The following is a 24,483-nucleotide window of genomic DNA, read 5'->3' on the forward strand; positions in this document are numbered from 1 at the left end:
TTGTGACAGATTCAATCAATAGAGGATTAAATTTGATGTGATTGGTAATGAAGACGGTTCGATTTATTCGCGCGATGGGCATTCTAAACATGCATAACCTCGCGTTATCTAAATATAATTTGGGCTCGGATGAACTGGGGATTCCGTCGTCGGTATTTCACAACCCAATGACACTGATCCCGCTAAAAGCCGTCGCAGAATGGTATCGTTGTGTTGAACAAGCCAGCAGTGATCCAGATGTGGTTTTGAGTCTCAGCCGAGGTATTGAACTGCAAAAGCTTGGGCCTGTGGGACGCTGGCTATTTTCTGGGAATGATTTAGCCAGCGCGATTCGACGCGTTAATTATGGTGCGAGTAACTTACAATCTGGGGCATTTTTTGCTGGCGAACAGTCGGGCAAAATCATCAAATGGACTTACCACAATCCGTTTATAGAAACGTCAGTAAAGGTGCACGATAGTATCCGCTGTGCGGTATTTATGATTAAAGTGCTACGCGAATTTCTTGGTAAAGACTATCAGCCTTTGCGCGTCAAGATTTCAGGGTCGAGAAAAAATACTGAGCGATACCGGGAATATTTCGGCTGCGAGGTGGAATGGAGTCAGCCAAAAACAGAAATATGGATCCCGGGAGATGACCGATTAGCTTCCCGCCAAGTGAGCCATCGCGAAGACAGCCGTCTAGCGATGAGTTTTTCCGATTTGGATGATTTGCTTAATATGCCCGACCCAGAAGATGAGTTGAAAGTGATTTATGAAGTGGTGAACTACAGCAGTCATTATGGATTGCCAACGTTAGAGCGCGTTTCTTCTCTGCTTGATTTATCTGAACAGCAGTTTCAACGTCGTTTGCACAAATTAGGCCTCAACTTCTCGATGGTATCCGGCTATGTATTGAGTAATGTTGCGGCTGGGTTATTGAGTAAGCGCGTGAGCATTGATGACATAGCTATGCGCCTTGGTTACACCAATGTGGCGAGCTTCAATCGTATGTTTAAGAAGCATCGTGGATTAACGCCCAAGCAGTATGCGGGAAGATTAGAAAAGTAATGCTTCACTTGTCTTTATGAAAACAAGCAATAAAAGCCCTCAAGGTAAAGGGCTTTATTATTATTTTGTGTGGTGTTTTTTAATGTAATGGCTATTTCTTAGGGCGCCAGCTTAGTGCACTTGCAACAGCGCCGATGGCAATCACATCCTTTTTTTGTTCACTAAGTTCTGGGAGCATCTGTACCGCAATGGTACCGTTCGTCTGTACGGCGGCAATTTCTTGTGTGCCTTCCTTAAAGCTATAACCCAATGGAATGTCTACCGCCATCATGGCGTCGGGACTAGTATGTACGGTTTCTACATTAAAGTGGGTGCTGCCGATACGCACTACGCCAGTCTCTTTTTTCTCGAAGCTGATGTCGATGAGAGCGGATTTTGGCTCCATAGCAAATTCTCCCACTTTGACGCCATCTTGGGTGATATCACAGGTGTAAGGATCATTCCCACCAAAATCGACGCCCATGTAGTTAACCGACATACCGCCCCCAGTGCAGTTCAAAAGCCAAGTTTCCCCGTTGTCGATACGAGTCACTTCTGCTCCCATCGTACCTTCTTTGAAAGAGATATGGTTAAACCAACTTGAGTTAGAAGCACTGCGTGAATAGTTGCCTTTGTACTTACCAGCAAAATCAAAATGACCATCTGCACCGAATCCCCAAAAATCTCCGTCGGTTTTGATCAGCATTTCTGGTTGTGCTTTTACGGCATCAGTACGATCCATGACAGCTAGGCCACCACAACCTACAAGGAGTAGGGGAGCGAATAGAGTAAGTTTCTTCATGTTTTTCATCGTTTATAGCTCGGTTACATCTAAGATTTGGTCGGTGAATTGGATCTTTTGAATGTCGTACAACTCATCCGAGCCTGTACTCGGGCACTTAACAGAAACGCTCTTTGCTTTGATAACAGTACATTCTGCCAGTTTGTGTGGCACGATATAGGTGTTGATACCACCTTCACCATAAATGCTGTTGTCTTTGCTGTTGCCTTCAAAGGTATTGTTTTGGTCATTACCGATCACATTCATTGCGTCGTCGCCAATGATCTTCACTCTTGTCAGCCACTGAGATTTGTAGGTGTATGCTTCTATTAAGCCGTCTTTGTTGGGAGCCATACGGAAGGTAGGCACAGTGCCTGGATTTGTCTTTTCTGTGTAAAGTTTGACGCCAGCAGAGTCGATGTTCGCGGTGTATTGCAAGTATCCGTGGAATAAGCCGCTGATCCAATCAACGGCTTGTGGATCTTGAGTTTGCATTTCTTCACGTGTTAACGCTTGGTAGCCATCTAAACCTTGTCCGTTTGCTTTTGCTACACCCATGTAAGCTTCAAAAGCGGCAGCAAAGTATTCGTGAGAATATGAAGGGCCCGTTTGTTTAACACTTTCAGGATCGAAGTCGTCCGATTTCCAATCGTCCCAGTCATACTGAGTTGGGCGCCACACCGTCGGTTTGCCCGCTTGAATATCGTTATAGATTTTTAACGCATGAGCTTGAATGTCATTTTGCAGTGCCGCAGTCCCCGTGTTAGGTGCAATACCTTGCGCTTGGACCAAGTGTAAAATTTCTTCAAAAGCGGCGTCTCGTTCGGCTTTTTTACCAAGATTGGCACAGTAATCGGCAAAATTACTCATGTAATGGCAATCGCCTTCAACTGTCAGTTCTCGATACATCAAAGATTGGCTGTTCCTTAGCCAGTTTGGTGTTTCTTTACTATTTACTAATGTTGCCACGATAGATGTGACAAGTGTATCCATATCTTCTTCGTTAAGTACCATCATGCTTACAACAAACTTTTCTAGAGAACTCGTATCAAAAGAGTGTGCTAAGCCCGAGTTTGTAACTGCGTCGTTCAGTTTGTCTTGGCGAATCAGTTCGTTGATAAAGATTTTGGTTAACATCTCATCATTCTGTTCGTCGTTTTCGGTCAGCATTAATGTGGCATCACGCTCGGCTAATGTCTTAGCGATACGAGACTTGTCAGCACCGTACTTAGAGTCTGGTTGGTTTGTTAGAAGGTGTTGGATGATTTTGGCTGCACGAAAGATTTTTTCATTATTCGCACCGTCATCAACGGCCACAATGTGAAATGTATCATTGTTATTTGCTTCAGAAAGGGAGATTTTCACATAGTGGGTGAAGCCCGCATCAGCAGCCACTTTTAACTTGGCCGGAAACTCTGTAGAAACGACAGTTGGGATTGTGACAGTGCTCAATGTTGGCACTGGTGGTGTTGGAGGTGTCGTTGTCGATGGTTTCGAATTAGATTCACTGCCGCCACAAGCAGTTAGACTTATCGCGCAAAATATGGCTAAAGGTGTTAATTTGGAATATCTCATTTCATGTTACTCGTAGACTTTATTAGAGCAGGAAACTTAGAAGCAACATAAAGTCCTGTCTATATAAGCAAACTAAGGCATATATGTTGATATTGTTTTTTGGTAAGACCTATTATTCGATATGTTTAAAAATATAGTAGATTTTTATTCCGAATTTTATTTTCTATGTGAAGCTATATTCTGATAATAAATAAAACATCAGGTTATTGCATGGTTTAAGGGGTATAGAATGATTAGGGTTATCGTATATGTATGGTTTGTAAGCGTATGTAAGCCTGCTTTTTATTAAAATTATCATTTAAGTGGGTTGCGCAGTATAGGACGAGCGATATACTCCCTCCATCATATTGGTGGAGTAAATGATTCATGGTGGGTAATACAATCTTACTGGTAGAAGACGACTCAGAGATTGCTCGATTAACCAAAATGTACCTCGAAGCCGAAGGCTATACAGTAACTGTTATCGATAACGGTCAAAATGCATTAGAAACGATTAAGGAACTCAAGCCGGACCTAGTGCTGTTAGATTTGATGTTACCAGGAAAAAATGGCGCAGAAATATGCCAAGAGGCACGTAAATTTTATCATGGGATTATCATTGTTTTGACTGCAACCGATGATGAAATGAGCGAGGTGAGCTTATTTAAGTTCGGTGCTGATGATTACCTTACCAAACCGATAAAAGGCAACATCCTTCTCGCCCGTATTGAAGCGGCGTTGCGTCGCTATCGTCGTCAAGTTGATACCGTTGAAGAAGAAAAGCTGAGCCGATATGGCATTAGCCTTTGTCTTCGTCGCTCCCAAGCATTTTATTTGCAAAAAGATATTGGTTTAACGAGCTCTGAGTTTGAAATTCTAGAGCTCCTGATGCTGAATGTCGATAAGCCAGTATCTCGTGAATCATGTTGCCGTCTTGCCAGAGGCATTGAATACTGCATTACTGATCGTTCGATTGATATGCGTATATCCTCACTAAGGAAGAAATTCTCTAAGGCTCATATCCATACCGCTACCATTAAGACCATACGTCACCACGGCTACATGCTGACAGGTAAATGACGCATGTTTTCCCTGTTTACTCGTCTATATGTGGGGTTAGTTACTGGCCTTGCGCTGACTGTTGCTTTGTTTCTCTTTATGGGGGAAGAGTACATGCGCAAAACAGAAGTCGGTGTTTTTTTGAGTGATGGTGCTTATTTTGTCGATCAATACATTGAGCAACGAGGCACTCCGGATTCTCTCTACAAGAAGTTAACCGAAAACGGCAAGCAAGATTTCTTTATCTTTGATTTAACATTGGTTGAAAACTGGGACGGATCACCGCCTTGTCGAGATTGTAAGCTGCTGTACCGAATACAGGGGATACCTGTTTATCTTATTGATGGCAGTACCTATGCTGCGGTATTCCCTTTACCTAACACCTCGAAGAGTTTAGTTTTCAAAGAAAAAACTGATTTCTTTAGCCCAGATGTTGATTGGAATGAAGATTCTGAGATTGTATTTATACTGACTCTACTTTTGGTTGTTGTGTGCAGTTTAGGCATTATGGTTTACATACCTGTACGACGTCTTGACCGCCAAATTAGGCAACTAACGGCTGCACAACAACAATTTGGTTCTGGTGAGTTGAATACGCGAGTCGATCTAAAGCAATTTTCGCAACCCGTGAAAGAGCTCGCCCAAGGCTTCAACTGCATGTCTGAAGAGATTGAGAGACGAGTACGCCAAACACACATCTTTACTCAAGCTATTCCTCATGAAGTGCGCACTCCGCTGAGTCGTATTCAGCTAGCGACGGATTTAGCTAGGCGCACGAGTGGTGAAATGCAGGCAGAGTTACATGACGATATTGAACGATACGTTGATGTAGTGACGGATTTAACTTCCGACATCGTCATGCTGTCTCGCTTGAGTGTGAAAAACCACTCTTGGGTCGATTCTGTTGAAACCATGGAACTGCCACTTTGGTGCAAAAGCCGTATGAATTACCTAGGCTTAGAGTCCGCCATGTTGAGAGCGGAAAATGAACTCGCGAACCAATTGATTCACTTTCAGCCTACTTTGGGTAACCTCGTCCTCGATAATTTATTGCAAAACGCCAAGCGTTACGGTGAATCCTGCGTTGAGGTGACGATTCGAATGGTAGCGGATTGCTGGAGCATCGATATTGAGGACGATGGTCCGGGCGTACCTGAAGCGATGCGAGAAGAAGTATTTATGCCATTTTCGCGTTTAGACAAAAGCCGCAACGCCGACGTGAAAGGCTTTGGTTTAGGGCTTGCCATCGCTACCAGTGCAGCGAGGCAATTAGGTTGGGAACTTTCTGTCGGCGAGAGTCACTTAGGCGGCGCACGTTTTACGGTGCTTATTCCTGCCAACGATTAGAGTAGGCACTGCGGTAGTCTGGTTCAGCGATACCTTCATACAAATCTTCACAAGCTTGCAGTGGACCTACGACAGTTCGGTAGGGTAGGACACCTGCCCAAACAGGAATGTCCATGTCTTCCGCATCGTCGTTGACGCCAAAATTGCTGATTTTCACAGATGCCTCTGTGAGTGGGATACGCAGCAGCATGGTGGCTTTGAGCTCTTTTTCATTGCTCAAACGGACTTGTTTTGTTCTCCCTGGAGCGATCTGTTCGATAAAGTGATTCAACAACCTGTCTTTCTCTTGGTTATCCTCCACCATCTCAAACTGGCCAAAGACCACGGCGCTACGATAATGCGCACTGTGGTGAAATGCACTTCGAGCCAATACCCAACCATCAAGCAAAGTAAAGGTTAAGCACGTTTGCACTCCTTGTTTGAGTGAGCGTAACAGTCGACTGTTGTTGGCACCATGGATATACACGTAATCATCGACACGCCATGCCAGCATAGGGATGACCACAGGGCCTGACTCGTTGGTTATCGCAATATGAGCGATTAGGCTTTCATCTATGATGGCGTGCAGTTTGCTAACATCAGAGACGGCTTTATGTGCGCCTTTCTTAATTTCCGTTCTATTGGTGTTGGATAGCATTTTCTCTCCTTGTTTGCTCACGATTACGAGCGATTGATCCTCGTTCTTTGATTGCAATGTAGCGTTTAACTGGTAGCTTAAAGAGAGCCACTTTTAACTAATGGATGGATCCAGTTTGTCTTTGATTGATATCGGTGACCTGCATTTAAAAGACAGTGATGGAACGCGTCAGCAAGCGTTGTTTTTTGCTATTCGCAAGAAAATTGTTCAAGGATTGTGGGTGAAGAATGGGAAGTTGCCTTCTACGCGGAAGCTTTCACAGGCGCTTAATCTAAGTAGGAATACCGTGATTTCTGCCTACGAACAGTTAGTGGCGGAAGGGTACTTGAACAGCCAAAAAGGTTCTGGCTTTTATGTTGCCGTAGAACTGCCGGAGCAGTACTTGCCTGAACCTAATTCAGTTCAGAGAGACTCATCACCGAAAACTCACTTTGATATCAACCGCGCATTTGCACCGGGTGTGCCGGATTTGGACGCATTTCCGATGGCGCAGTGGCAAAAGTTACTCAATCGCCACATGTCCCGCCCCTGCTTGTTGGGGAATCAAGATATTCAGGGTAGTTGGGCATTGCGCTGTGCTTTAGCTGACTACCTCGCATCAAGTCGTTCAGTGAATTGTTCCCCAGAGCGCATTATTATTACCTCTGGGGCGCAGCAAGCGTTGTCAATTGCGACGATGGTAGTGCTCAAACAAGGTGATAAGGTTCTGATGGAGCAACCAGGTTACGCGCAAATGCGGAAGTTGATTCAGTTCCAAAACTATCAATTTGAGCCTTTGTTCGTAAGAGAGAAATTAGGTTTTGATGTGGAAGCGGTGACCTCAAGCGATGCCGATGCGCTGTATATCACACCAAGTAATCAATATCCGATGGGGACCACACTCAATACCGAGCAAAGAGGAAAGATCATCAACTGGGCGGTCGAGCAATCAAGTTGGATCATCGAGGACGATTATGACAGCGAATTTCAGTTTGCTCATCGTCCCTACACCAGCTTACAGGGGCTAGCAGCTCAAATGGGTCGAGATGATCGTGTGTTGTATGTGGGTTCCTTCAGTAAAGTAATGTTTAACGGATTGCGGCTTGGCTACCTTGTGGTTCCTGAACGTTTAGTAGAGCAATGTTTGGTGGTTAAAGATGCGTTAAGTGGTGATTCACCGACGCACACTCAAGAAGCGTTGGCGGATTTTATTACCGAGGGTGGGTTGTTGCGCCATATCCGAAAAATGCGCCGACTATATAAAACCAAGCATGAACAGATACATTTATCCGTTCAACAGCATTTTGGCGACAGTGTTTGCGTCGTTAGCCAAGCGGCGGGACTTCATATTACGTTGAAATGGCAAAACGGTATGGATGAGCTGCGTTTTACAAAACTGGCAGAACATGAAGGGATCATCTTGCGACCTTTGAGCTATTATGAACATCCAGGTTTCCAAGCACGTCACTGGCATGGTGCCGTGCTTGGTTATGGCAATATCGCGTTAGAGAATATAGACGCTGGTATCCAACGTTTAGCCCTAATTTTTCGACATGGGAAGCAGTGACTATTCAACTGCGCGTGTTTGTCGTTTATGTCGCCACTGTTTCCAAGGCAGTAAAAGTAGAGTGAAAATGCCAAGTGCATAAAACATTGGCCAGCCTAAACATATAAAAACACCGGTACAAAGCAGTAGAGAAAGTCCCGCAAGCGCTTTACCAAACCCACGAAGCAATTTATAAGCGGCTAACATCGCCAACATGTAAACCAAAACGAATACACTATTTGCTAGTTTTAGGAAAAACTCCAGATCGAGCTGCGATAGCGTTCCTATCACGCAAGATATTAGCAGTACGCCGCCAACTAATAAGGTGGCTGAGAAAGGGACACCACGACGCGAAATCTTGGCTAGTGGGCTGTAAGGACGATGTTCCCGAGCTTGAGCCCAGACCATTCGCGCTAGGCTCTGTGTGTATAAGTTAACGCTCGCGAAACAAGCGGAGAATCCGATCAAACTGATTATCCATTTGGCCCCATCGCCAAGTAGTTGAGCACTCAACCATGGAATCGATGCATTATCGAATTGAGCATTACCATATGCACCAAACTTTAAAATAACAACAGAGCAAGCCCAGTACGTAGCTCCCGCTACAAAACAACCGACAATAATGGCAATAGGGAAGTCTCTTTGAGGGTTTTTGAATTCTTCCCCCATATGAGCAAAAGCCTCTATGCCAACAAAACACCAGAACATCACGCCAAGCGCTGCGGTAATAGGCCAAATTGACTCTTGTGTGATAGCTGGCATCACGAGATCGGTGCTGTTAACGTCACCTTTCCATAAAAATGTGCCAACGAGCGCAAAGACACTCAAAGCAATAAGAGTTTGTAAATGACCTGATGACTTAGTGCCCATCAAGTTGACGAACACAAGAAGTAATACCGTTAGAATTTGTGCAAACAGATTATTGCTAATAGGCTCTGGCAATATTTGCTGTAGAAAGCCTGCGGCGAGTGCAATCGCGGCCGGAACCCCTACCGGAATGACACTAACAAATAGCCAAGCTACACTACTTTCCAGCTTGGCGTTAAATGCTTTACGCACAAAAAATGCGGTTCCGCCCGCGTTGGGATATCGCTTGCCTAGCTGGGCAAAAGTCAGCGCAATAGGACAAATGGCGATGAATAATAAAATCCAGGCCCATAGTGAAAAATGACCCGCTATGCCTGCTGCAATAGCTGGTATCATAAAAAGACCCGTTCCCATTAATGTTGTGGATAGTTGGGCGATACCGGATGTGAGTGAAATGTCTTTTTTGAGCTGTTCCATGCTAATTGATTCATCCAATGTTGTAGGGCTTATGACGAAAACGCTTGTGGATTCTAATTATCTCATTTATTGGAGTTTAATGAGCCCGCTAGTGCGCTGAATACATAAGAAGCGTATTTGATTTCAATGCGTTATCGCTCTTCTATTTGAATGGATAACGGTGCGCATCTCATGCTTACCAAATAGCATATCCAAAATCTTAATAACAAAATGCTTTACTGAACCGTCAATATGACGGTTGTTTTAAATATTTCCAACAAAATGTTGGTTTCTTATGCAGTTAGAATCGGTATAGAATGAGAAAAATAAGGAAAGCTTGGTAAGTATATGGACAAGTTTGATCACAAGATTGTGGATCTTCTCCGACACAACGCTCGGCTGTCGGTGACTGAAATTGCGGATAAAGTGAACCTTTCTCGTTCTGCGGTGACGGCTCGTATTCGTAAGCTAGAACATGACAAAGTGATTCTCGGGTATCACGCTGAAATTGCCTCTTCAGGCGGGGACTCGATTTGTGCTTATTTTGCTCTAAAGTTCGATAAATCTACATCCACATATTATTGCGAATCATATGCCGACGAACTATACAAAATCGATGGCGTAAAATGGTGCCATGCAATCAGTGGTGAAACGGATATGATGGTTTTTGTCGAAGTACCTACGATGACTCGTTTGAACGAAATCAGAGATCAAATTCAACGTTACCCAGAGCTAAGGCACCTCATGACTCATACCGTTTTAGCTGAGTTCTTTAATACAACTGGCAACCAGTTTGTGAAATAAGCTTCATGGGTGCCATTATTTATTAAAACCTTCTTGAGCCAGTATGTTAAACAACATCAATTTGAATCTACTTAGATCCTTGCATGTACTTTTAGAAGAGTGTCATGTCAGCCGAACTGCAGAGCGTTTGCACATTACGCAGTCTGCGGTTAGCCGACAGCTTGCACAATTGCGCGATTTGTGTGGTGACCCACTGCTTATTCGTCAAGGTAATCAGCTGATACCAACTCCGCGAGCAATAGCGTTAAAATCAAAGCTTGATGCGTTACTGGCTGAGTTTGACCATTTACTCGATGACAAACCTTTTGAGCCGCAACTGTGGCAAGGCGAGCTGGTTATTGCCTCAAGCGATTACGTGGCACAATACGTTTTGCCCGATATTGCCTCTCACTTGGGTGAACAAGCACCACAATTGGATTTGGCGTATCGACTGTGGCAGCTAGATTTTATCGATAAGCTTCACGAGTTAGGAATCCACCTTGCTTCTTCTATGTATCCCACTCAGCCTGAAGGTGTATCTAGCATCAATATTGGTTCTGATAAGTCAGTTTGTTTGATGAAGGCGTCTCACCCTTTAGCTGGTAAGGCTTCGATTTCTGTAGAGGACCTCATTAGTCATTCGCATATTCAAGTGACGGGTGGGGGAGACAAAGACTCAAGTACCGATATGGCACTAAAAGACAGGGGGCTGATGCGTCATGTTACCTTTAAAGTGCCTTTTTTCTCTGCGGCGGTAAATCGTTTGGTCTCAAGTGAGCACTTAATGGTAGTTCCGGAGCACATTGCAAATAATTTGGCCAAGCACTGGCCTTTGGTTCATAAAGCGCTTCCTTTTGAGACACCTACCCATGAATACTGGCTGATGTGGCATCCTAAATACGACAATGATCCAGCTCATCAGTGGGTGCGAGAGCAAATCCACGCGGTGATGAAAATATCGGAATACTCCATTCATTAGGTTATGATTTTAAATCATGACTTTTATGCGAAACTTTGATTTCAAATTATAGCTCTTCAATTGATAGATTGAGTTCAAATGGAGAGAGGTTATTTATGACACTAACAGTTTGGTTATCACTTTTTACCGTGTGTTTACTCGGTGCTATGTCTCCTGGGCCTAGCCTAGCGATTGTGGCAAAACATGCCTTGGCTGGTGGACGCATCCATGGTTTGGCAACGGCTTGGGCACACGCCTTTGGAATTGGCGTTTATGCCTTTATCACGCTGATTGGCCTCGCTGTTGTTTTGCAGCAAAGCCCGATGTTGTTCAAGACGATCAGCCTTGCAGGCGCGGCATATCTTGCATATTTAGGGTTCAATGCGCTGCGTTCGAAAGGCGGTGTGGCGGCGAAGTTGGAGTCAGGCGAGGAAACAACGGTAAGCCAGTCTGCTCGAGAAGGTTTTTTTATCTCGATTTTAAGTCCTAAAATTGCTTTGTTTTTTATCGCATTATTCAGTCAGTTTGTAGCGCTAGGTAATGATTTGAGCAATCAGATGATCATTGTGGCTACACCATTTGTTGTGGACGGGCTTTGGTATACCTTTATCACCCTAGTGTTATCGAGCTCTAAAGTAGTGGACAGAATTCGTTCTAAAGCGGTGTTAATTGATCGTTTGTCAGGGATTGTTCTCATGCTATTGGCACTTCGAGTGGTCGTAACCGTATAAATTTGCCAAGACAACAAAATATTAAAGGCAGCCCAGGTGGCTGCCTTTTTTGTAAAAAAGCACCCTGCCATTGTAAAAGACAGGGTGAAAGCAAGAAGTTTCTCAGGAGCAGTCGGGGGAGAGAAACTTATATAAATTCTATTTACTTATCGGCGAACCTCTTCGAACTCACCTTCGATAGCATCGGCTTTACCAGTATTGAATTCATACTCTTCATGCATTTCTTTCTGCATTTTCTTCACGCGCTTCTCAATACGCTTGCCTGTAATCAATGCTGCGATGGTCAACGGAATCGCAATGATCAAGCTAAATACTAATGTAAAAAAGCCCGTAATCAGTGCCAGTGCAGTAACAATAATCCGATTCATAATCATGACCTCTCTGTAATTCATGTGTTCAGATTAATGCTGTGAACATGAACAAAACATGAATGATAGCCTTCACTTTGTCCGGAGAGTGTCAAATGAGCGAAATGAAAAAACGCCTAAGGGTGATCAGGCGTATAAACGGGGAAAAATATTAGTAATGCGCTTTGCGCTTATTATTTAGAACAAATATGAGATATTGTCCGTTACGCTATGTGGTTAACGTTGTGGAGCAAAGTTCACCTATCGAGGGAATGTTTGGTAACGAACACCCATCATTTGTTCCATACAGTGCACAACTTGGCAGCTGTAACCGAATTCGTTGTCGTACCAGATGTAAAGTACACAACGCTTGTCTTGTGCGATAGTCGCTTGACCATCTACGACGCCTGCATGGCGAGAGCCAACTAAGTCAGTTGATACAATTTCTGTTGAATCGGTGTAGTCAATCTGTGCCGAAAGCTCAGAGTTCAACGCCATTTCACGCAAGTAATCGTTCAGTGAATCACGGTCTACGTCTTCACCTAAGTTTAGGTTAGCGACTGCCATCGAAACGTTTGGTGTCGGTACGCGAATTGCGTTACCTGTTAGCTTACCAGCTAGCTCTGGCAGTGCTTTTGCTACAGCTTTAGCTGCGCCAGTTGAAGTTAGAACCATGTTCAGAGAAGCACTACGTCCACGGCGGTCACCAGAGTGGAAATTGTCGATCAAGTTTTGGTCGTTTGTGTATGAGTGCACGGTTTCGATGTGACCAGAAAGGACACCATATTTATCATTCAGCGCTTTAAGAACCGGCGTGATTGCGTTTGTGGTACAGCTCGCGGCAGAGATGATGGTGTCATCTTCTTGAATAACTGATTCATTTACACCGAATACAACGTTTTTGATATCGCCTTTACCTGGTGCCGTTAGCAGCACTTTCTCTGCACCTTGACACTCTAAGTGTTGGCTTAGACCTTCAGAATCACGCCAAACACCTGTGTTATCAACAACAAGCGCGTTGTTAATACCGTAAGCAGAGTAGTCCACTTCGCTTGGATTGTTTGCGTAGATGATTTGGATGTAGTTACCGTTAACGATCAGAGCTTTACGTTCCTCATCGATCACGATGCTACCGTTGAACTGACCGTGGACTGAGTCACGACGCAGTAAACTAGCACGCTTATCTAAATCGCCTTTTTTACCGCCACGAACCACAATCGCTCGTAGTCGTAGTGGGTAACCTGGGCCACTTTTCTCGATCAGAAGGCGAGTTAGTAGTCGACCAATGCGACCAAAACCATAAAGAACTACATCACGCGCTTTCAATGAAGAGTCTGCATCGCGTGCGCCATCGAGTGCAGTGATAAGGAAATCATTTAGAGATGCAGTATCGTCATGCTCATTCCAGTACTTAGTTGCCAATTGGCCAACATCGACACGACACGAAGAAATGCTCATTTCACATAGCGCTTGAATGATAGGCATCGTGTGCTCAAGTGAGAGTGGGCTGCCTGTATAACGTCTTGCAACGCGATGAGTTTTGAGAATGTCTATAGTAGTAGCATTGATAAGCGTTTTACCAAACAGAACCACTTCGATTCCTTTTTGACGATATAGCTTACCAATTAGAGGGGAAATAGATTCAGCAATCGTTTGGCTAGTTTGCCAGTCTTGGAGATATTTCTCTGGACTCATTGTTGTATTAGACCTTTCACGTTTTGGGGGCTAACCATACTCTCTGCTGTTGCCTCTTCGGCAGCGTGCAAGAGTGTGGTGGGTTATGTAATCGGGTTGTAATAGTTATGTGTGCGGATTCTAAGGTCGGAGCCCTTATTCTGCTAGGAAAATTAAATCCAGTGTAAAACACTAGTTAAGGTCGTGTTAGTGGTGAATTAATGTGACTAAAGCGGTGGTTTTCACGTATTGACATTTAAAAAGTCATCCACTTTTTTCGCGATGATAATGTGTGTTTTCAAATTAGTTTTGTTGTCACTGTGAATTCGTTTGCATTTTTGTGTGATTTGTCTCGATAAGGCAACGAAATAGGTGAACATATGGTTTGGAATTTTATGAAAAGTGATGTGCATCTTAGGTATGAGTGAAACTTAACTGTTTGAACTCAGCTTGAAGATCAAAAAGTATGATTCGAGTCACAATTACCATTTCATTGACCGATGGCGAAATAAGCGGAATGACCATGGTTTTGGTAGGTGAATGTTGTTTTAAAGTAACCATGTCGTATATGCCTTTCAATGCTAGAAACTAGTCTAGTATTAAATAATCGGATGAGATCAACCATTGGGCTGATGGATGTTGAGATTATCAATAAAAACACGCTTAGCACTCCTCGCACTATTACCCACGGTGGTGATAGTGGTTTTTGCAGTTCAGCAGTTTTCTGACAATGCGTTGCGCGTAAGCCGTCTCAATCAAACGGTAATCAATATCCAAGGTTTCCAGTTGATATCCCAAGCCTCTCATTTTATATACTCCATAGAGAAAGCACGCCGCCAGCCTACGCTTCAAGCATCAGCCGCACTTAATATAGAAGAACAAGACGGTGTTATTTCTTCCATGCATCAAAAATTCGTCAGTTACCCCAATACCGCTGAATATGCTGATGAGCTGAAAGAGGCCATGCTAGGGGTATTATCCGGTAGGTTGGACGAGATGGATGACCTTGGCGATTGGGCATTTCAACTGCTTCAAAATATGTCGCGCTCTTTGCTACAAAATCATCAGTGGTATGGCAGTGAGGACGGTATTCGAATGCAGAATTTTATTGCTTACCTTGCTCAGCTGTCTTTTTGGACACAGAAAGAAGCCTGGTTGACACATCGCCTAGTTCAAGATCCTAAGAGTCGGTTGAGTCAGAGTCTGTTTTTTCAGGCTATTGATCGACAGCAGCAAAATTTGGATGCGTTTTTAAATTTAGGAGGGTCATACGATCAAGTTGATAAATTGCTAGGCTTGTTTACGTCGCCGAGATATCAGAGAAATTTGGCATCTCGTGGGCGATTAATGTCAGGGGACATGTCACGTAGTGACTATGAAGCGTATTTGAGAGAACTCGATTTCCGTGTGCAACGCTTGCAAGTACTCATTGATGGGTTCACGAAACAAACAGAGCAGTCGCTCCTAACACAAGTTCATGAACAAAAGACCAATATTGCGATGATTACCTCTGGCGTTATTTTGGTTATCGTCATGCTTTGCTGGCTTGGCTTTGGCACTTGGTTTCGGGTTAATAGCAAACTAGATGCGATTATTCATACCTTAACGGCGCTGATCAACGATGAAGAGAAACAGACGAAAGTCAAAGTCGATGGCAGTGATGAACTGACGATTTTCGCTCAGCAAGTGAATCGAGTGGTTGAAGAAAAGCAGAGACAAACAGACGAAATACTCCATGCTAAAGAGTCAGCAGTATCTGCTAATCGCGCTAAATCAGTATTTCTTGCCAACATGTCGCATGAAATACGCACCCCCCTAAACGGTATTATGGGCATGACGGAGATACTCTCTCAAAGCGAATTATCTTCCCATCAACAAGAAGTCGTTGATGACATTGACTCTTCATCCCAAACTTTACTTACCTTGCTTAACGATATTTTGGATCTTTCTAAAATCGAATCTGGTCGACTGGAGTTGTCGTTAGTCGAGGCCGATATCCGAGAGGTGGTGTACCAGTCGATGGTTTTATTTCAATCCAAAGCCACATCTAAACAGCTAGAGCTGGGGATTAACTTAGCTGAAAACATTCCAACTCGAGTGATGGTTGATGATCATCGCATCAAGCAGGTCATCACGAATCTGGTATCGAATGCGGTCAAGTTTACCGAAAGCGGGCATATACGTGTTGATGTCAGTTATGACGAGTCACCTGAGAAAGAGCGCGGAGTACTGATGTTTAAAGTCGAAGATACCGGGATAGGTATTGAACAAGATAAGTTAACGACGATTTTTGAACCCTTTACTCAGGAAGATGAAGGGGTGTCGAGGCAGTTCGGTGGAACGGGACTGGGATTGGCAATTTGTCGTCAACTGGTATCCATGATGGGAGGGCAGCTTATAGCGACATCCACAAAAGGAGTGGGCACATGCTTTGAATTCTCTATTGAGGTTGACGTTATTCCGGTGTTTGGCTGGCGTTCGGACGTGATAAATAAAGGGCTCTTGATCTGCACAAATTACGATTACGCTGATCAACTTTTGAAAGAGTGTCGATTAGCAAAAATCAATCTCTTTGGTGCGAATAATGTTAATGAAGTAAAAGCAATAAACGATGACTTTGATGTCATATTTCTGTGCCATAGTGACGACTCCAATACGGATGAAGCCTTAGATGAATTGTCACTCAAATATGATCTTCGTCGTGTGATTATTTGTCAGCATCATCTATCCACTCCCTACGACAATGCAGAAAGAGTACATGCTGTACTCACATTGCCTTTTCTTGGCAATCGATTTAAGCATGTCATTGACGACTTAGCGAAGGTAGAAAAAACTATATCAAGTGACACTGTCACTAATGGTCTTCCAAAGTCTGAATATCGAACATCGCGCTCTCACAGGAGGATCTTAATCGCGGAGGATAACTTGATGAATCAGAAAATCGCGAGTTTCTTTCTGGATAAAGCAGGGTATGACTATTTGATAACAAGCAATGGACAAGAAGCGTTGGAAGCCATCACAAAGGGAGAAGAATTCGATGCAATTTTAATGGATTGTATGATGCCGGTGATGGATGGACTGACCGCGACGAAAGAAATTCGTCGTTGGGAAAAGAAAGCCGGGCGTGAGAAAACGACCATTATTGCGCTCACCGCGAGTGTTTTGGAAGAAGACATTCACAACTGTTTTGCTGCAGGTATGGATGCTTATTTACCTAAGCCTTATAAATCGAATCAGCTATTTGAGCTCTTCAATGAATTAAAACTCGCCTAAATCGATAACATTTCAAGACGATAAAGCCCCAATCAAAGGGGCTTTATTTTAACCATGCATTGTTATGCGTTTGCTTGAGCGCTAGCGAGTTTACGTATGGTTTGTCGATAGGTTAGGTAAGCGGAAATGCCCGCCAGAATGTTGCCCATACAAGCGCCTAAAAGTAGACCTCGGATTCCCCCCATTTGAGCGCCAACCCATAAGCAAGGAAGGAAAAAGACAAACAAGCGTAGCGCTGAAATGGTGAGCGCGGTGTAAGACTTACCTAATGCATTGCAAAGAGAAACCATCAACATACATACACCTAGTGAACCTAAGCTGATAGGAACAATCAGCAAATGCATTTCTAATACTTGCTCTACTTGAACATCACTGGTCATCAGTAGTGCAAGTGGGTTTGCGACGGCAAACGTAATGGCTGCGATCAAAAGTTGAAAGCCCAGAATGAATTTTACGGCAATACTGACTAGCGATTGGATATCTTGGTAGTTCTTTGCGCCAAGTAAGCGCCCGACCATTGGGGGCATAGACATTGTCAGCGCTAACACCGAAACGATAGCAAAGAATTCGTAGCGTGAACCGAGCGCCCAAGCGGCGACTGCTGCGGTCCCGAAGCTTGCCAACAACTTTGTTGCCAACATGGACGACAACGGAGGCAGCAGTTGGCTGATCATCGCAGGTCCCATGATGTTACCGATAGACGCAACACTTTTAGCTACGTTGAGGTCTTGCCACTGCGTTGTTGCCCAGTGATTCTTCTTTACGCGAGGCGCGACGACTAAAATACCAAACCCAAAAGCAACGATGGTTGCTATTGCGGCTCCGTTAATACCCAAGTCAAACGTGAAAATAAATAGTGGATCGAGCACAAGGTTCACACCGCTGGTCACCATCATCATTGTGCCAGGCAACATGGTGTTGCCGTTAGCTCGGCAAATACTGTAGTAAAAATATAAAACCGCTCCAGTCCATGAACTTAGCAGCCACCAAGGCCAGTAGCTGTCGATAATCGGCATCACAGATTCTGGAGCACTTAATAGAGATAAAATGGGGTAGCGCAAAAGCCAAATTAGCCCTCCAAAAACGGCTACACCGATTGAGCCAATCATCAAAACTAAGCCACCGAGCTGTTTGGCATAACGACTTTCATTCGCACCAAGCGCTTTAGAAATGACAGCGGTCGTGGCGATACCTAAACCGACTTGAATGCCGATAATGACCATTTGCAACGGAAGAGTAAAACCTTGAGCGGCCAAAGGTAAAACGCCGAGCTGACCGATAAATGCACTATCTACAAGCTGAAAGCTCATTAAAGATAGAACGCCAAATAGCATTGGCCAAGTCATCGTAAATAATTGTTTTGCAAGTGTTGGTTGTGTACTTGTCGTAGTTGAGGACATAGAAAGCTGAATGCGTTAGGAATAAGAGTTGGATTGATTGTACACGGCGCTTAGTTTAGAGACAAAAATAAACCCCGAGTAAGGTAGCCTTACTCGGGGTTGGAAAATCTAGCTTAAGCGTTTATTTTTTGCCGCTAGTTTGCTTGTCTTCTTCAGTCAGTTCGCGAATACGACGGCTGATGTCACGACGTGCTTTAGAGATTTCTGCACTTTTGATGATGTGGTCATCAACACGATCTTCGTAGTCTGCTTTCATATTTTTGATGATTGCGACGATTTCATCGTGAGTCATTTCTGGTTTGATGTAATCTAGAAGGTTTTCTAGAAGGTCAACACGTTTGCGGTTATCACGAACTTTCTTTTCGTTATCAAGCAGCTCACGTTTTAGTTTGTTTTTACGACGAGCTTGGTTAACGATTTCAAATACGCTACTCATAGTTCTCTTTCCTAATTTTATGAATATCTCCCTCGATTAAAGCACAACATCCAGTGGCATAACAGTCTTTAGATCAATCACAATGCAGAGTTGAACATTTCTCAACCAATTGCGATGTGTCTACATAATCACGCTTCTTTAATCGAGTTTTGGGCAACATCGTAGAATCCATCGATGCATTGTCATAACGTGGCCTTCACTATATTATCAACACCATTGAATGCAAAATGATGAACTTGATATGGACTCTGGGAACACTGCGGAGCAAGTAAGTAGTCAAGATAATGAGCAAGCCACTCGCTCTGTGGCTGAAAAGTTAAAAACAGCGTATATCAACGCTCGCGAGCAACTCGAAATCATCGAAGTTGAGCTGAATCGTTCAAAAATAATGATGGTTGATCAAGATGGCAATTTGACGAAAGTGCCAATTCTCTCGGAGCATTGATACCTGACCCGATTCGCAAAGGGTGCCAGGTCTTGCGCTATGCTTTAGCCTGACACCGACACCTGAATCGTTAACGCTTCTTGCATCTCTTTGCCAATGTATGATGCATGATTTCGAAGCGATTTAGGTACCAAGTCAAATGCAAAAATAATAAGGAAATGCATTATGAAAGTTGAGCTAACGGCAATTGAAGCACGAGTCATTGGTTGCTTGATCGAAAAAGAAGTCACCACCCCAGATCTTTACCCCCTCAGCCTAAACGCTTTAACCAACGCGTGTAATCAAAAAAGCAACCGTGATCCCGTAATGTCGCTCTCTGAGTCAGACGTTCTCGATGCCGTTGATGCTCTAATTGAGCGTAGGCTCGTCAGTGACGAAAGTGCGTTTAACAGCCGTGTTAGCAAGTATCAGCACCGTTTCTGTAATACGGAGTTTGGTGATTTAAAACTGACAGAACAAGAGAAGGGAATCGTGTGCTGTATGCTTTTGCGTGGTGCTCAAACGCCTGGGGAAATTCGCACTCGTACCAATCGTCTCGCGACATTTCATGATGTAAAAGAAGTTGAAACGGTTCTGGAGCACTTAGCAAGCGAAGATAAAGGGCCATTAGTGGTCAAGTTACCGCGTGAAGCCGGAAAGCGAGAGTCACGCTATATGCATTTGTTCTGTGGCGACGTTGACGTCTCTGAGCTAGCAGTGCCGGTGTCAGCGGCTGGCTCTAATTCTGATCGAGTCAGCCAGTTAGAGCTCGAAGTTGCTCAGCTTAAAGAAGAGCTCGATGAACTAAAAGCTAAGGTCGAGTCACTACTTTCATGATTGAAAATACAGCGCAGCGTTGGAGTGTCTATTTGATACGAAATAACCGCAATGCGCTGTATTGCGGTGTCACAAACAATGTTGAGCGAAGATTCAATCAGCACCAAACGGGCAAAGGAGCGAAAGCTTTAAAAGGAAAAGGTCCCTTGGTATTGGAGTGGTCTTCGGATTTTGATTCAAAGACACTTGCCATGCGGGCTGAGTATTATATTAAGCAACTAACAAAAGCTAAGAAAGAGCTACTTGTTACGTCAAAAGCAAGTATTGTCGTTGATGAAAATCAGCAGATGATGTTAGAAATGGCTTTATCGAAATAAGCGTTCGCGACATGCCGAATAACAAAGAAACCGTCCACAGAGGCGGTTTCTTTTTAGTTTTGGAGTACCATGTAAGAACAAACTGACGCATAATGGGTTGGTGTTCTGTTTAAACACTCAGAGTATGAAAAGGAGAAATGATATTTTGTGACCTTACAATTAGGTACACAATAAACGTTTATTCGTTCCAACTCAGACTAAGAACCAATTTATTATTGAAACAGGCACTCAGAGGAAGGTAGATTACAAGAGTAAAGGATGACTCGGCTAGGTAACGAATAGAGCTGAATTAGGCTCATAAAAAGCTAAAAGAGCAGTAGATGAAAAAAGCGTTAGTATTCTCCCTGATGTCAATGGCCACTGTCGCGCCGATAGCGCAAGCCACTCAAGTCCTCAATGGGTATTGGGCATATCAAGAATTTTTAGACCAGTTTCCAGAACAGAAGCAGTTAACGAATGCGTTGGCTGACGCCGTGCGAGAGACTCCTGTTCCGGTTGAAAGAGACAAAAAACGTCCTTTAAAAATTTCTGTGGTTTATCCAGGCCAACAGATTTCGGATTATTGGATTCGAAATATAGACGCATTTGAACAGCGTTTAGATAAACTCGATATCGACTATCAACTTAATCAAGTATTTACCCGTCCCAACGCAGATATTAAGCAACAAAGTTTGTCTTTAATGGAAGCGCTGAAGAGCAACTCCGATTATCTGATTTTCACTCTCGATACCACTAGGCATCGTAAGTTTGTTGAACACGTCTTAGACTCAAAGAAAACCAAGTTGATCTTACAAAATATCACTACACCGGTAAGAGATTGGGAGGATCACCAACCGTTCCTTTATGTTGGTTTTGATCATGCTGAAGGCAGCCGTGAGCTTGCCGTGGAGTTTGGTAAGCGTTTTCCAAAACAGAGCCATTATAGTGTGCTCTACTTTTCAGAAGGGTATATCAGCGATATCAGAGGCAATACCTTTATCAATCAAGTCAACCGTGATAACAACTTTGAACTACAATCTGCTTACTATACCAAAGCGACAAAGCAGTCTGGGTATGAAGCAGCAAAAGCGAGTTTGGAAAAATACCCTGACGTCGATTTTATTTATGCGTGTTCTACAGATGTGGCGCTAGGGGCTGTTGATGCGCTGAAAGAATTAGGGCGTGAAGATGTCATGATCAACGGCTGGGGTGGCGGCTCTGCAGAATTAGAAGCGCTTTCGAAAGGGGAGTTAGACGTTACTGTTATGCGTATGAACGATGATACTGGCATTGCAATGGCAGAAGCGATTAAGTGGGATCTTGAAGGGAAACCCGTTCCAACCGTTTATTCTGGTGATTTTGAAGTCGTCACGAAATCTGATTCTCCAGAAAGAATTGAAGCATTAAGAAAACGCGCATTTAGATACTCAGACAATTGATGACAACTACATCAAAAACAAGAAAGCGTCGCTCATTGTCGACGCTTATTACGAAAATAATCATTCTCGTACTTGCTCCGATCATTTTAGGCATCTTCGTTCAGAGTTATTACTTCTCGAAGCAAATTATTTGGCAAGAAGTGGATAGAACTAAGCAACAGACGTCAGCGCTGATTCTTAATATTTTTGATAGCCATTTTGCTGCGATTCAGATTCATCACAACAGTAACTCGAAGAGTGATGTTGTTTTAGATTTTTATACAGAACGGGATGAAGAAGCTCTCAATTACTTTTTCATGAGTATTGACCAGAGTGATCCTTCCCATACGCCAGAATTTCGCTTTCTCACCGATCATCAAGGCATTATTTGGGACGATGGGAATGCGCATTTCTATGGCATCAATAACTTGATTCTCAATGATCTCGCGAGCCAAGTGACTTTTAGCAACAATTGGTATTACCTCCCTTCACATACCCCAATGGGAACTCGCCATCTGTTACTGCGTCGTGTACCGGTTTTACAACCTAAAACCGGTGAAGTGATGGGGTATTCTTACAATGTTGTTGTTCTAGATAACAACTTCGGGTTGATGGAAAGACTAAAAAACGAAGGGAACGTTGATAATGTTGTTTTGGTGGCCAACGATACGCCACTAGCCAGCTCCCTAGTCGGAGATGAAGCGTACAAGATATTTGATGTTCTGAAGCGGCGAGAGTCTCAGCAAAAGCTTGACCAGTTGTTGATCATTAAAACCCCTATCGAAGTCAATGCTGCCACGACGGATTTGTGTTTGCTAACCGTGCAAGACAATCAGAGTGTTGTGACGCTGCAAATCCAGCACCTTTTGGCGATGTTGGCTTCAGTTATCGGGATGGTGATGATTGCGTTGATGACCAAAGAGTGGATTGAGAATCGAGTCGTCGAAGAGCTTGGCTCGTTGATGGCATACACTCGTTCGGCTCGTGAAGAAAAAGGGTTCGAACGATTTGGCGGATCGGATATCGAGGAGTTCGATCATATTGGTTCGACACTAGAAAACACCTTTGAAGAGCTGGAAGCGCAAAAGCGTTCATTCCGCGATCTGTTTAACTTTGCGTTATCGCCGATTATGGTGTGGTCAGAGTCTGGAGTACTCATCCAAATCAATCCGGCAGCCCGCAAAGAATTGGTCATGGAAAACGACATTGAAACCATGCACCCAGTATTTAAAGGCTTCAAAGAAAAGTTGATGCCGCACCTGCGAATGGCAGCTCAAGGAGCCACGTTAACTGGCGTCAATGTACCAATTGGAGACAAGGTATATCGCTGGAACTTATCGCCGATTCGAGTTGACGGTGATATCAGCGGTATCATTGTTCAAGGTCAGGATATTACGACGCTTATTGAAGCGGAAAAACAAAGTAACTTGGCACGTAAAGAGGCAGAAAAATCCGCCCAAGCACGTGCCGATTTTCTGGCTAAAATGAGCCATGAAATCCGAACGCCAATCAATGGCATTCTGGGAGTTGCTCAATTATTGAAAGACTCGGTCGAAACGGAAGAGCAGAATAACCAAATTGATGTACTCCGACATAGTGGTGAGCACTTACTTGCTGTTTTGAATGATATTTTGGATTTTTCGAAGATTGAGCAGGGTAAGTTTAATATTCAAAAGCACCCGTTTTCGTTCACTGACACGATTCGAACGTTAGAAAACATTTATCGTCCAATTTGCGAAAATAAAGGCGTTAACCTCGTCATTGAAAACAAGATTGATCCCAATGTTGAAATCTTTACTGACCAAGTTCGTCTGAACCAAATTTTATTCAACTTAGTCAGTAACTCAGTCAAGTTTACCCCCTCGGGCAGCGTACGCTTGCATGCTGAACTGGAGCAGTTCTACGGCGCCGAAAATAGTGTGTTGGTAGTGGAAATTACGGATACGGGCATCGGCATAGAGCCCGATAAGCTCGACCAAATGTTCGAACCTTTCGTTCAAGAGGAAGCAACGACCACTCGAGAATACGGTGGCAGTGGCTTGGGACTGACCATTGTGAAAAGCCTCGTCGATATGCTGGAAGGTGACGTTCAAGTACGTAGTCAAAAAGGTTTAGGCACGACCTTTGTTGTTACAATGCCAGTGAAAGATCGTGAGCGAGTGCTCACCCCTCTTGATTCAAGCTTGCGAGTTAAGCCTGGGGAGTTATTCGCAGAGAGTCTAAAAGTACTGTTGGTAGAAGATAACCATACTAATGCCTTCATTCTTAAAGCATTTTGTAACAAGTACAAAATGCAGGTTGATTGGGCAAAAGATGGATTGGAAGCGATGGAGTTCTTAAAAGATCATACTTACGATTTGATTTTGATGGACAACCAACTGCCGCATCTTGGAGGAATTGAAACAACCAAAGAGATCCGACAGAAGCTGAAGTTAGGCACGCCAATTTATGCTTGTACTGCCGATACGGCGAAAGAAACCAGTGATGCGTTTATGGAGGCGGGCGCGAATTACGTATTGCTCAAACCGATTAAAGAAAATGCGCTGCATGAAGCCTTTGTTGACTTCAAGCAGCGATTCTTAATTGAACGAACGTGATGAACTCATTCGCTATGAGCCTTAATTGATAATTCAATCGCTCACTAAACCGAAAAGCACAACGCCATAACTTAGGGTTGTGCTTTTTTGTATCTCAATGCTTCACTTGTTGATA

21 protein-coding genes are annotated in these 24,483 nt (G+C 43.7%); 13 read left to right on the forward strand and 8 right to left on the reverse strand.

The genetic code is table 11. The features are described 5' to 3' along the window. The first annotated feature begins 47 nt into the window (after positions 1-47). Entirely contained in the window at positions 48-1,049 is a 1,002-nt protein-coding gene (locus L3V32_RS18705) for an AraC family transcriptional regulator (protein WP_054866979.1), read from the forward strand. Between the two features lie 91 nt (positions 1,050-1,140). On the opposite strand, the gene L3V32_RS18710 is transcribed toward L3V32_RS18705, so the two are convergent. Together L3V32_RS18710 and L3V32_RS18715 are read right to left on the reverse strand one after the other, a co-directional pair. After that, positions 1,141-1,830 carry a hypothetical protein gene (locus L3V32_RS18710; RefSeq protein WP_237284895.1) on the reverse strand — a complete coding sequence of 230 codons (690 nt, stop codon included), beginning with the start codon at positions 1,828-1,830 and terminating at the stop codon, positions 1,141-1,143. A gap of 12 nt (positions 1,831-1,842) precedes the next feature. After that, complete coding sequence (locus tag L3V32_RS18715) at positions 1,843-3,384, reverse strand: hypothetical protein (RefSeq protein ID WP_237284896.1); 1,542 nt, start codon at positions 3,382-3,384, stop codon at positions 1,843-1,845. Positions 3,385-3,750: 366 nt separating this feature from the next. Between L3V32_RS18715 and L3V32_RS18720 the strand changes: the two genes are divergently transcribed. Together L3V32_RS18720 and L3V32_RS18725 are read left to right on the forward strand one after the other, a co-directional pair. Beyond that, complete coding sequence (locus L3V32_RS18720; protein WP_005396371.1) at positions 3,751-4,443, forward strand: response regulator transcription factor; 693 nt, start codon at positions 3,751-3,753, stop codon at positions 4,441-4,443. Positions 4,444-4,446: 3 nt separating this feature from the next. Then, positions 4,447-5,769 (forward strand): ATP-binding protein, encoded by a 1,323-nt coding sequence (locus L3V32_RS18725; protein ID WP_048624822.1) that lies wholly within the window; start codon positions 4,447-4,449, stop codon positions 5,767-5,769. Here L3V32_RS18725 and L3V32_RS18730 read toward each other — a convergent pair. Then, positions 5,750-6,406 carry a pyridoxamine 5'-phosphate oxidase family protein gene (locus tag L3V32_RS18730; RefSeq protein WP_006741174.1) on the reverse strand — a complete coding sequence of 219 codons (657 nt, stop codon included), beginning with the start codon at positions 6,404-6,406 and terminating at the stop codon, positions 5,750-5,752. The genes L3V32_RS18725 and L3V32_RS18730 overlap by 20 nt on opposite strands. Positions 6,407-6,506: 100 nt before the next feature. Between L3V32_RS18730 and L3V32_RS18735 the strand changes: the two genes are divergently transcribed. Beyond that, positions 6,507-7,952, forward strand: a complete 1,446-nt coding sequence (locus L3V32_RS18735; protein WP_237284897.1) for a PLP-dependent aminotransferase family protein — start codon at positions 6,507-6,509, stop codon at positions 7,950-7,952. On the opposite strand, the gene yjeH is transcribed toward L3V32_RS18735, so the two are convergent. Then, the gene (gene yjeH, locus L3V32_RS18740) at positions 7,953-9,215 is read right to left on the reverse strand and encodes an L-methionine/branched-chain amino acid transporter (protein WP_237284898.1); all 1,263 of its coding nucleotides are present in this window, start codon (positions 9,213-9,215) and stop codon (positions 7,953-7,955) included. A 327-nt stretch (positions 9,216-9,542) separates the two neighbouring features. Between yjeH and L3V32_RS18745 the strand changes: the two genes are divergently transcribed. The 3 genes from L3V32_RS18745 to L3V32_RS18755 all read left to right on the forward strand — a co-directional run bounded on the left by L3V32_RS18745 (position 9,543) and on the right by L3V32_RS18755 (position 11,666). Beyond that, a complete protein-coding gene (locus L3V32_RS18745; protein WP_005396378.1) occupies positions 9,543-9,998 on the forward strand; it encodes an Lrp/AsnC family transcriptional regulator in 456 nt (151 codons plus the stop codon). A 43-nt stretch (positions 9,999-10,041) separates the two neighbouring features. Then, entirely contained in the window at positions 10,042-10,956 is a 915-nt protein-coding gene (locus tag L3V32_RS18750) for a LysR family transcriptional regulator (RefSeq protein ID WP_005396380.1), read from the forward strand. Between the two features lie 95 nt (positions 10,957-11,051). Then, positions 11,052-11,666: a LysE family translocator gene (locus tag L3V32_RS18755; protein ID WP_237284899.1), complete on the forward strand. Its 615-nt coding sequence runs from the start codon at positions 11,052-11,054 to the stop codon at positions 11,664-11,666. A 146-nt stretch (positions 11,667-11,812) separates the two neighbouring features. Here the strand turns inward: L3V32_RS18755 and L3V32_RS18760 are convergent, their stop codons facing one another. Together L3V32_RS18760 and L3V32_RS18765 are read right to left on the reverse strand one after the other, a co-directional pair. Then, entirely contained in the window at positions 11,813-12,034 is a 222-nt protein-coding gene (locus L3V32_RS18760) for a hypothetical protein (RefSeq protein ID WP_005397748.1), read from the reverse strand. 240 nt (positions 12,035-12,274) lie between these two features. After that, the gene (locus tag L3V32_RS18765; RefSeq protein ID WP_237284900.1) at positions 12,275-13,708 is read right to left on the reverse strand and encodes a glyceraldehyde-3-phosphate dehydrogenase; all 1,434 of its coding nucleotides are present in this window, start codon (positions 13,706-13,708) and stop codon (positions 12,275-12,277) included. Between the two features lie 615 nt (positions 13,709-14,323). Between L3V32_RS18765 and L3V32_RS18770 the strand changes: the two genes are divergently transcribed. Then, positions 14,324-16,960 carry an ATP-binding protein gene (locus L3V32_RS18770; RefSeq protein ID WP_237284901.1) on the forward strand — a complete coding sequence of 879 codons (2,637 nt, stop codon included), beginning with the start codon at positions 14,324-14,326 and terminating at the stop codon, positions 16,958-16,960. Between the two features lie 62 nt (positions 16,961-17,022). Here L3V32_RS18770 and L3V32_RS18775 read toward each other — a convergent pair whose 3' ends face one another. Together L3V32_RS18775 and L3V32_RS18780 are read right to left on the reverse strand one after the other, a co-directional pair. Then, positions 17,023-18,360 (reverse strand): MATE family efflux transporter, encoded by a 1,338-nt coding sequence (locus L3V32_RS18775; RefSeq protein WP_237284902.1) that lies wholly within the window; start codon positions 18,358-18,360, stop codon positions 17,023-17,025. A gap of 121 nt (positions 18,361-18,481) precedes the next feature. Then, entirely contained in the window at positions 18,482-18,796 is a 315-nt protein-coding gene (locus L3V32_RS18780; RefSeq protein WP_005373603.1) for a DUF496 family protein, read from the reverse strand. Positions 18,797-19,037: 241 nt separating this feature from the next. On the opposite strand from L3V32_RS18780, the gene L3V32_RS18785 reads away from it, so the two are divergent. The 5 genes from L3V32_RS18785 to luxQ all read left to right on the forward strand — a co-directional run bounded on the left by L3V32_RS18785 (position 19,038) and on the right by luxQ (position 24,368). Then, positions 19,038-19,241, forward strand: coding sequence for a hypothetical protein (locus L3V32_RS18785; protein ID WP_031780656.1), 204 nt, complete (start codon positions 19,038-19,040; stop codon positions 19,239-19,241). Positions 19,242-19,406: 165 nt separating this feature from the next. Further along, entirely contained in the window at positions 19,407-20,057 is a 651-nt protein-coding gene (locus L3V32_RS18790; RefSeq protein ID WP_047008119.1) for a YceH family protein, read from the forward strand. Then, on the forward strand, positions 20,054-20,374 hold the full coding sequence (locus L3V32_RS18795; RefSeq protein WP_012842363.1) for a GIY-YIG nuclease family protein: 321 nt from the start codon (positions 20,054-20,056) through the stop codon (positions 20,372-20,374). The genes L3V32_RS18790 and L3V32_RS18795 overlap by 4 nt, the downstream gene beginning before the upstream one ends. Before the next feature lie 320 nt (positions 20,375-20,694). Next, the gene (locus tag L3V32_RS18800) at positions 20,695-21,792 is read left to right on the forward strand and encodes an autoinducer 2-binding periplasmic protein LuxP (RefSeq protein WP_005397733.1); all 1,098 of its coding nucleotides are present in this window, start codon (positions 20,695-20,697) and stop codon (positions 21,790-21,792) included. Next, positions 21,792-24,368, forward strand: coding sequence for a quorum-sensing autoinducer 2 sensor kinase/phosphatase LuxQ (luxQ, locus tag L3V32_RS18805; RefSeq protein WP_167427332.1), 2,577 nt, complete (start codon positions 21,792-21,794; stop codon positions 24,366-24,368). The genes L3V32_RS18800 and luxQ overlap by 1 nt, the downstream gene beginning before the upstream one ends. The last annotated feature ends 115 nt before the right edge of the window (positions 24,369-24,483 follow it).

It is taken from the genome of Vibrio sp. J2-4, assembly GCF_021728155.1.
GTDB lineage: Bacteria > Pseudomonadota > Gammaproteobacteria > Enterobacterales > Vibrionaceae > Vibrio > Vibrio diabolicus.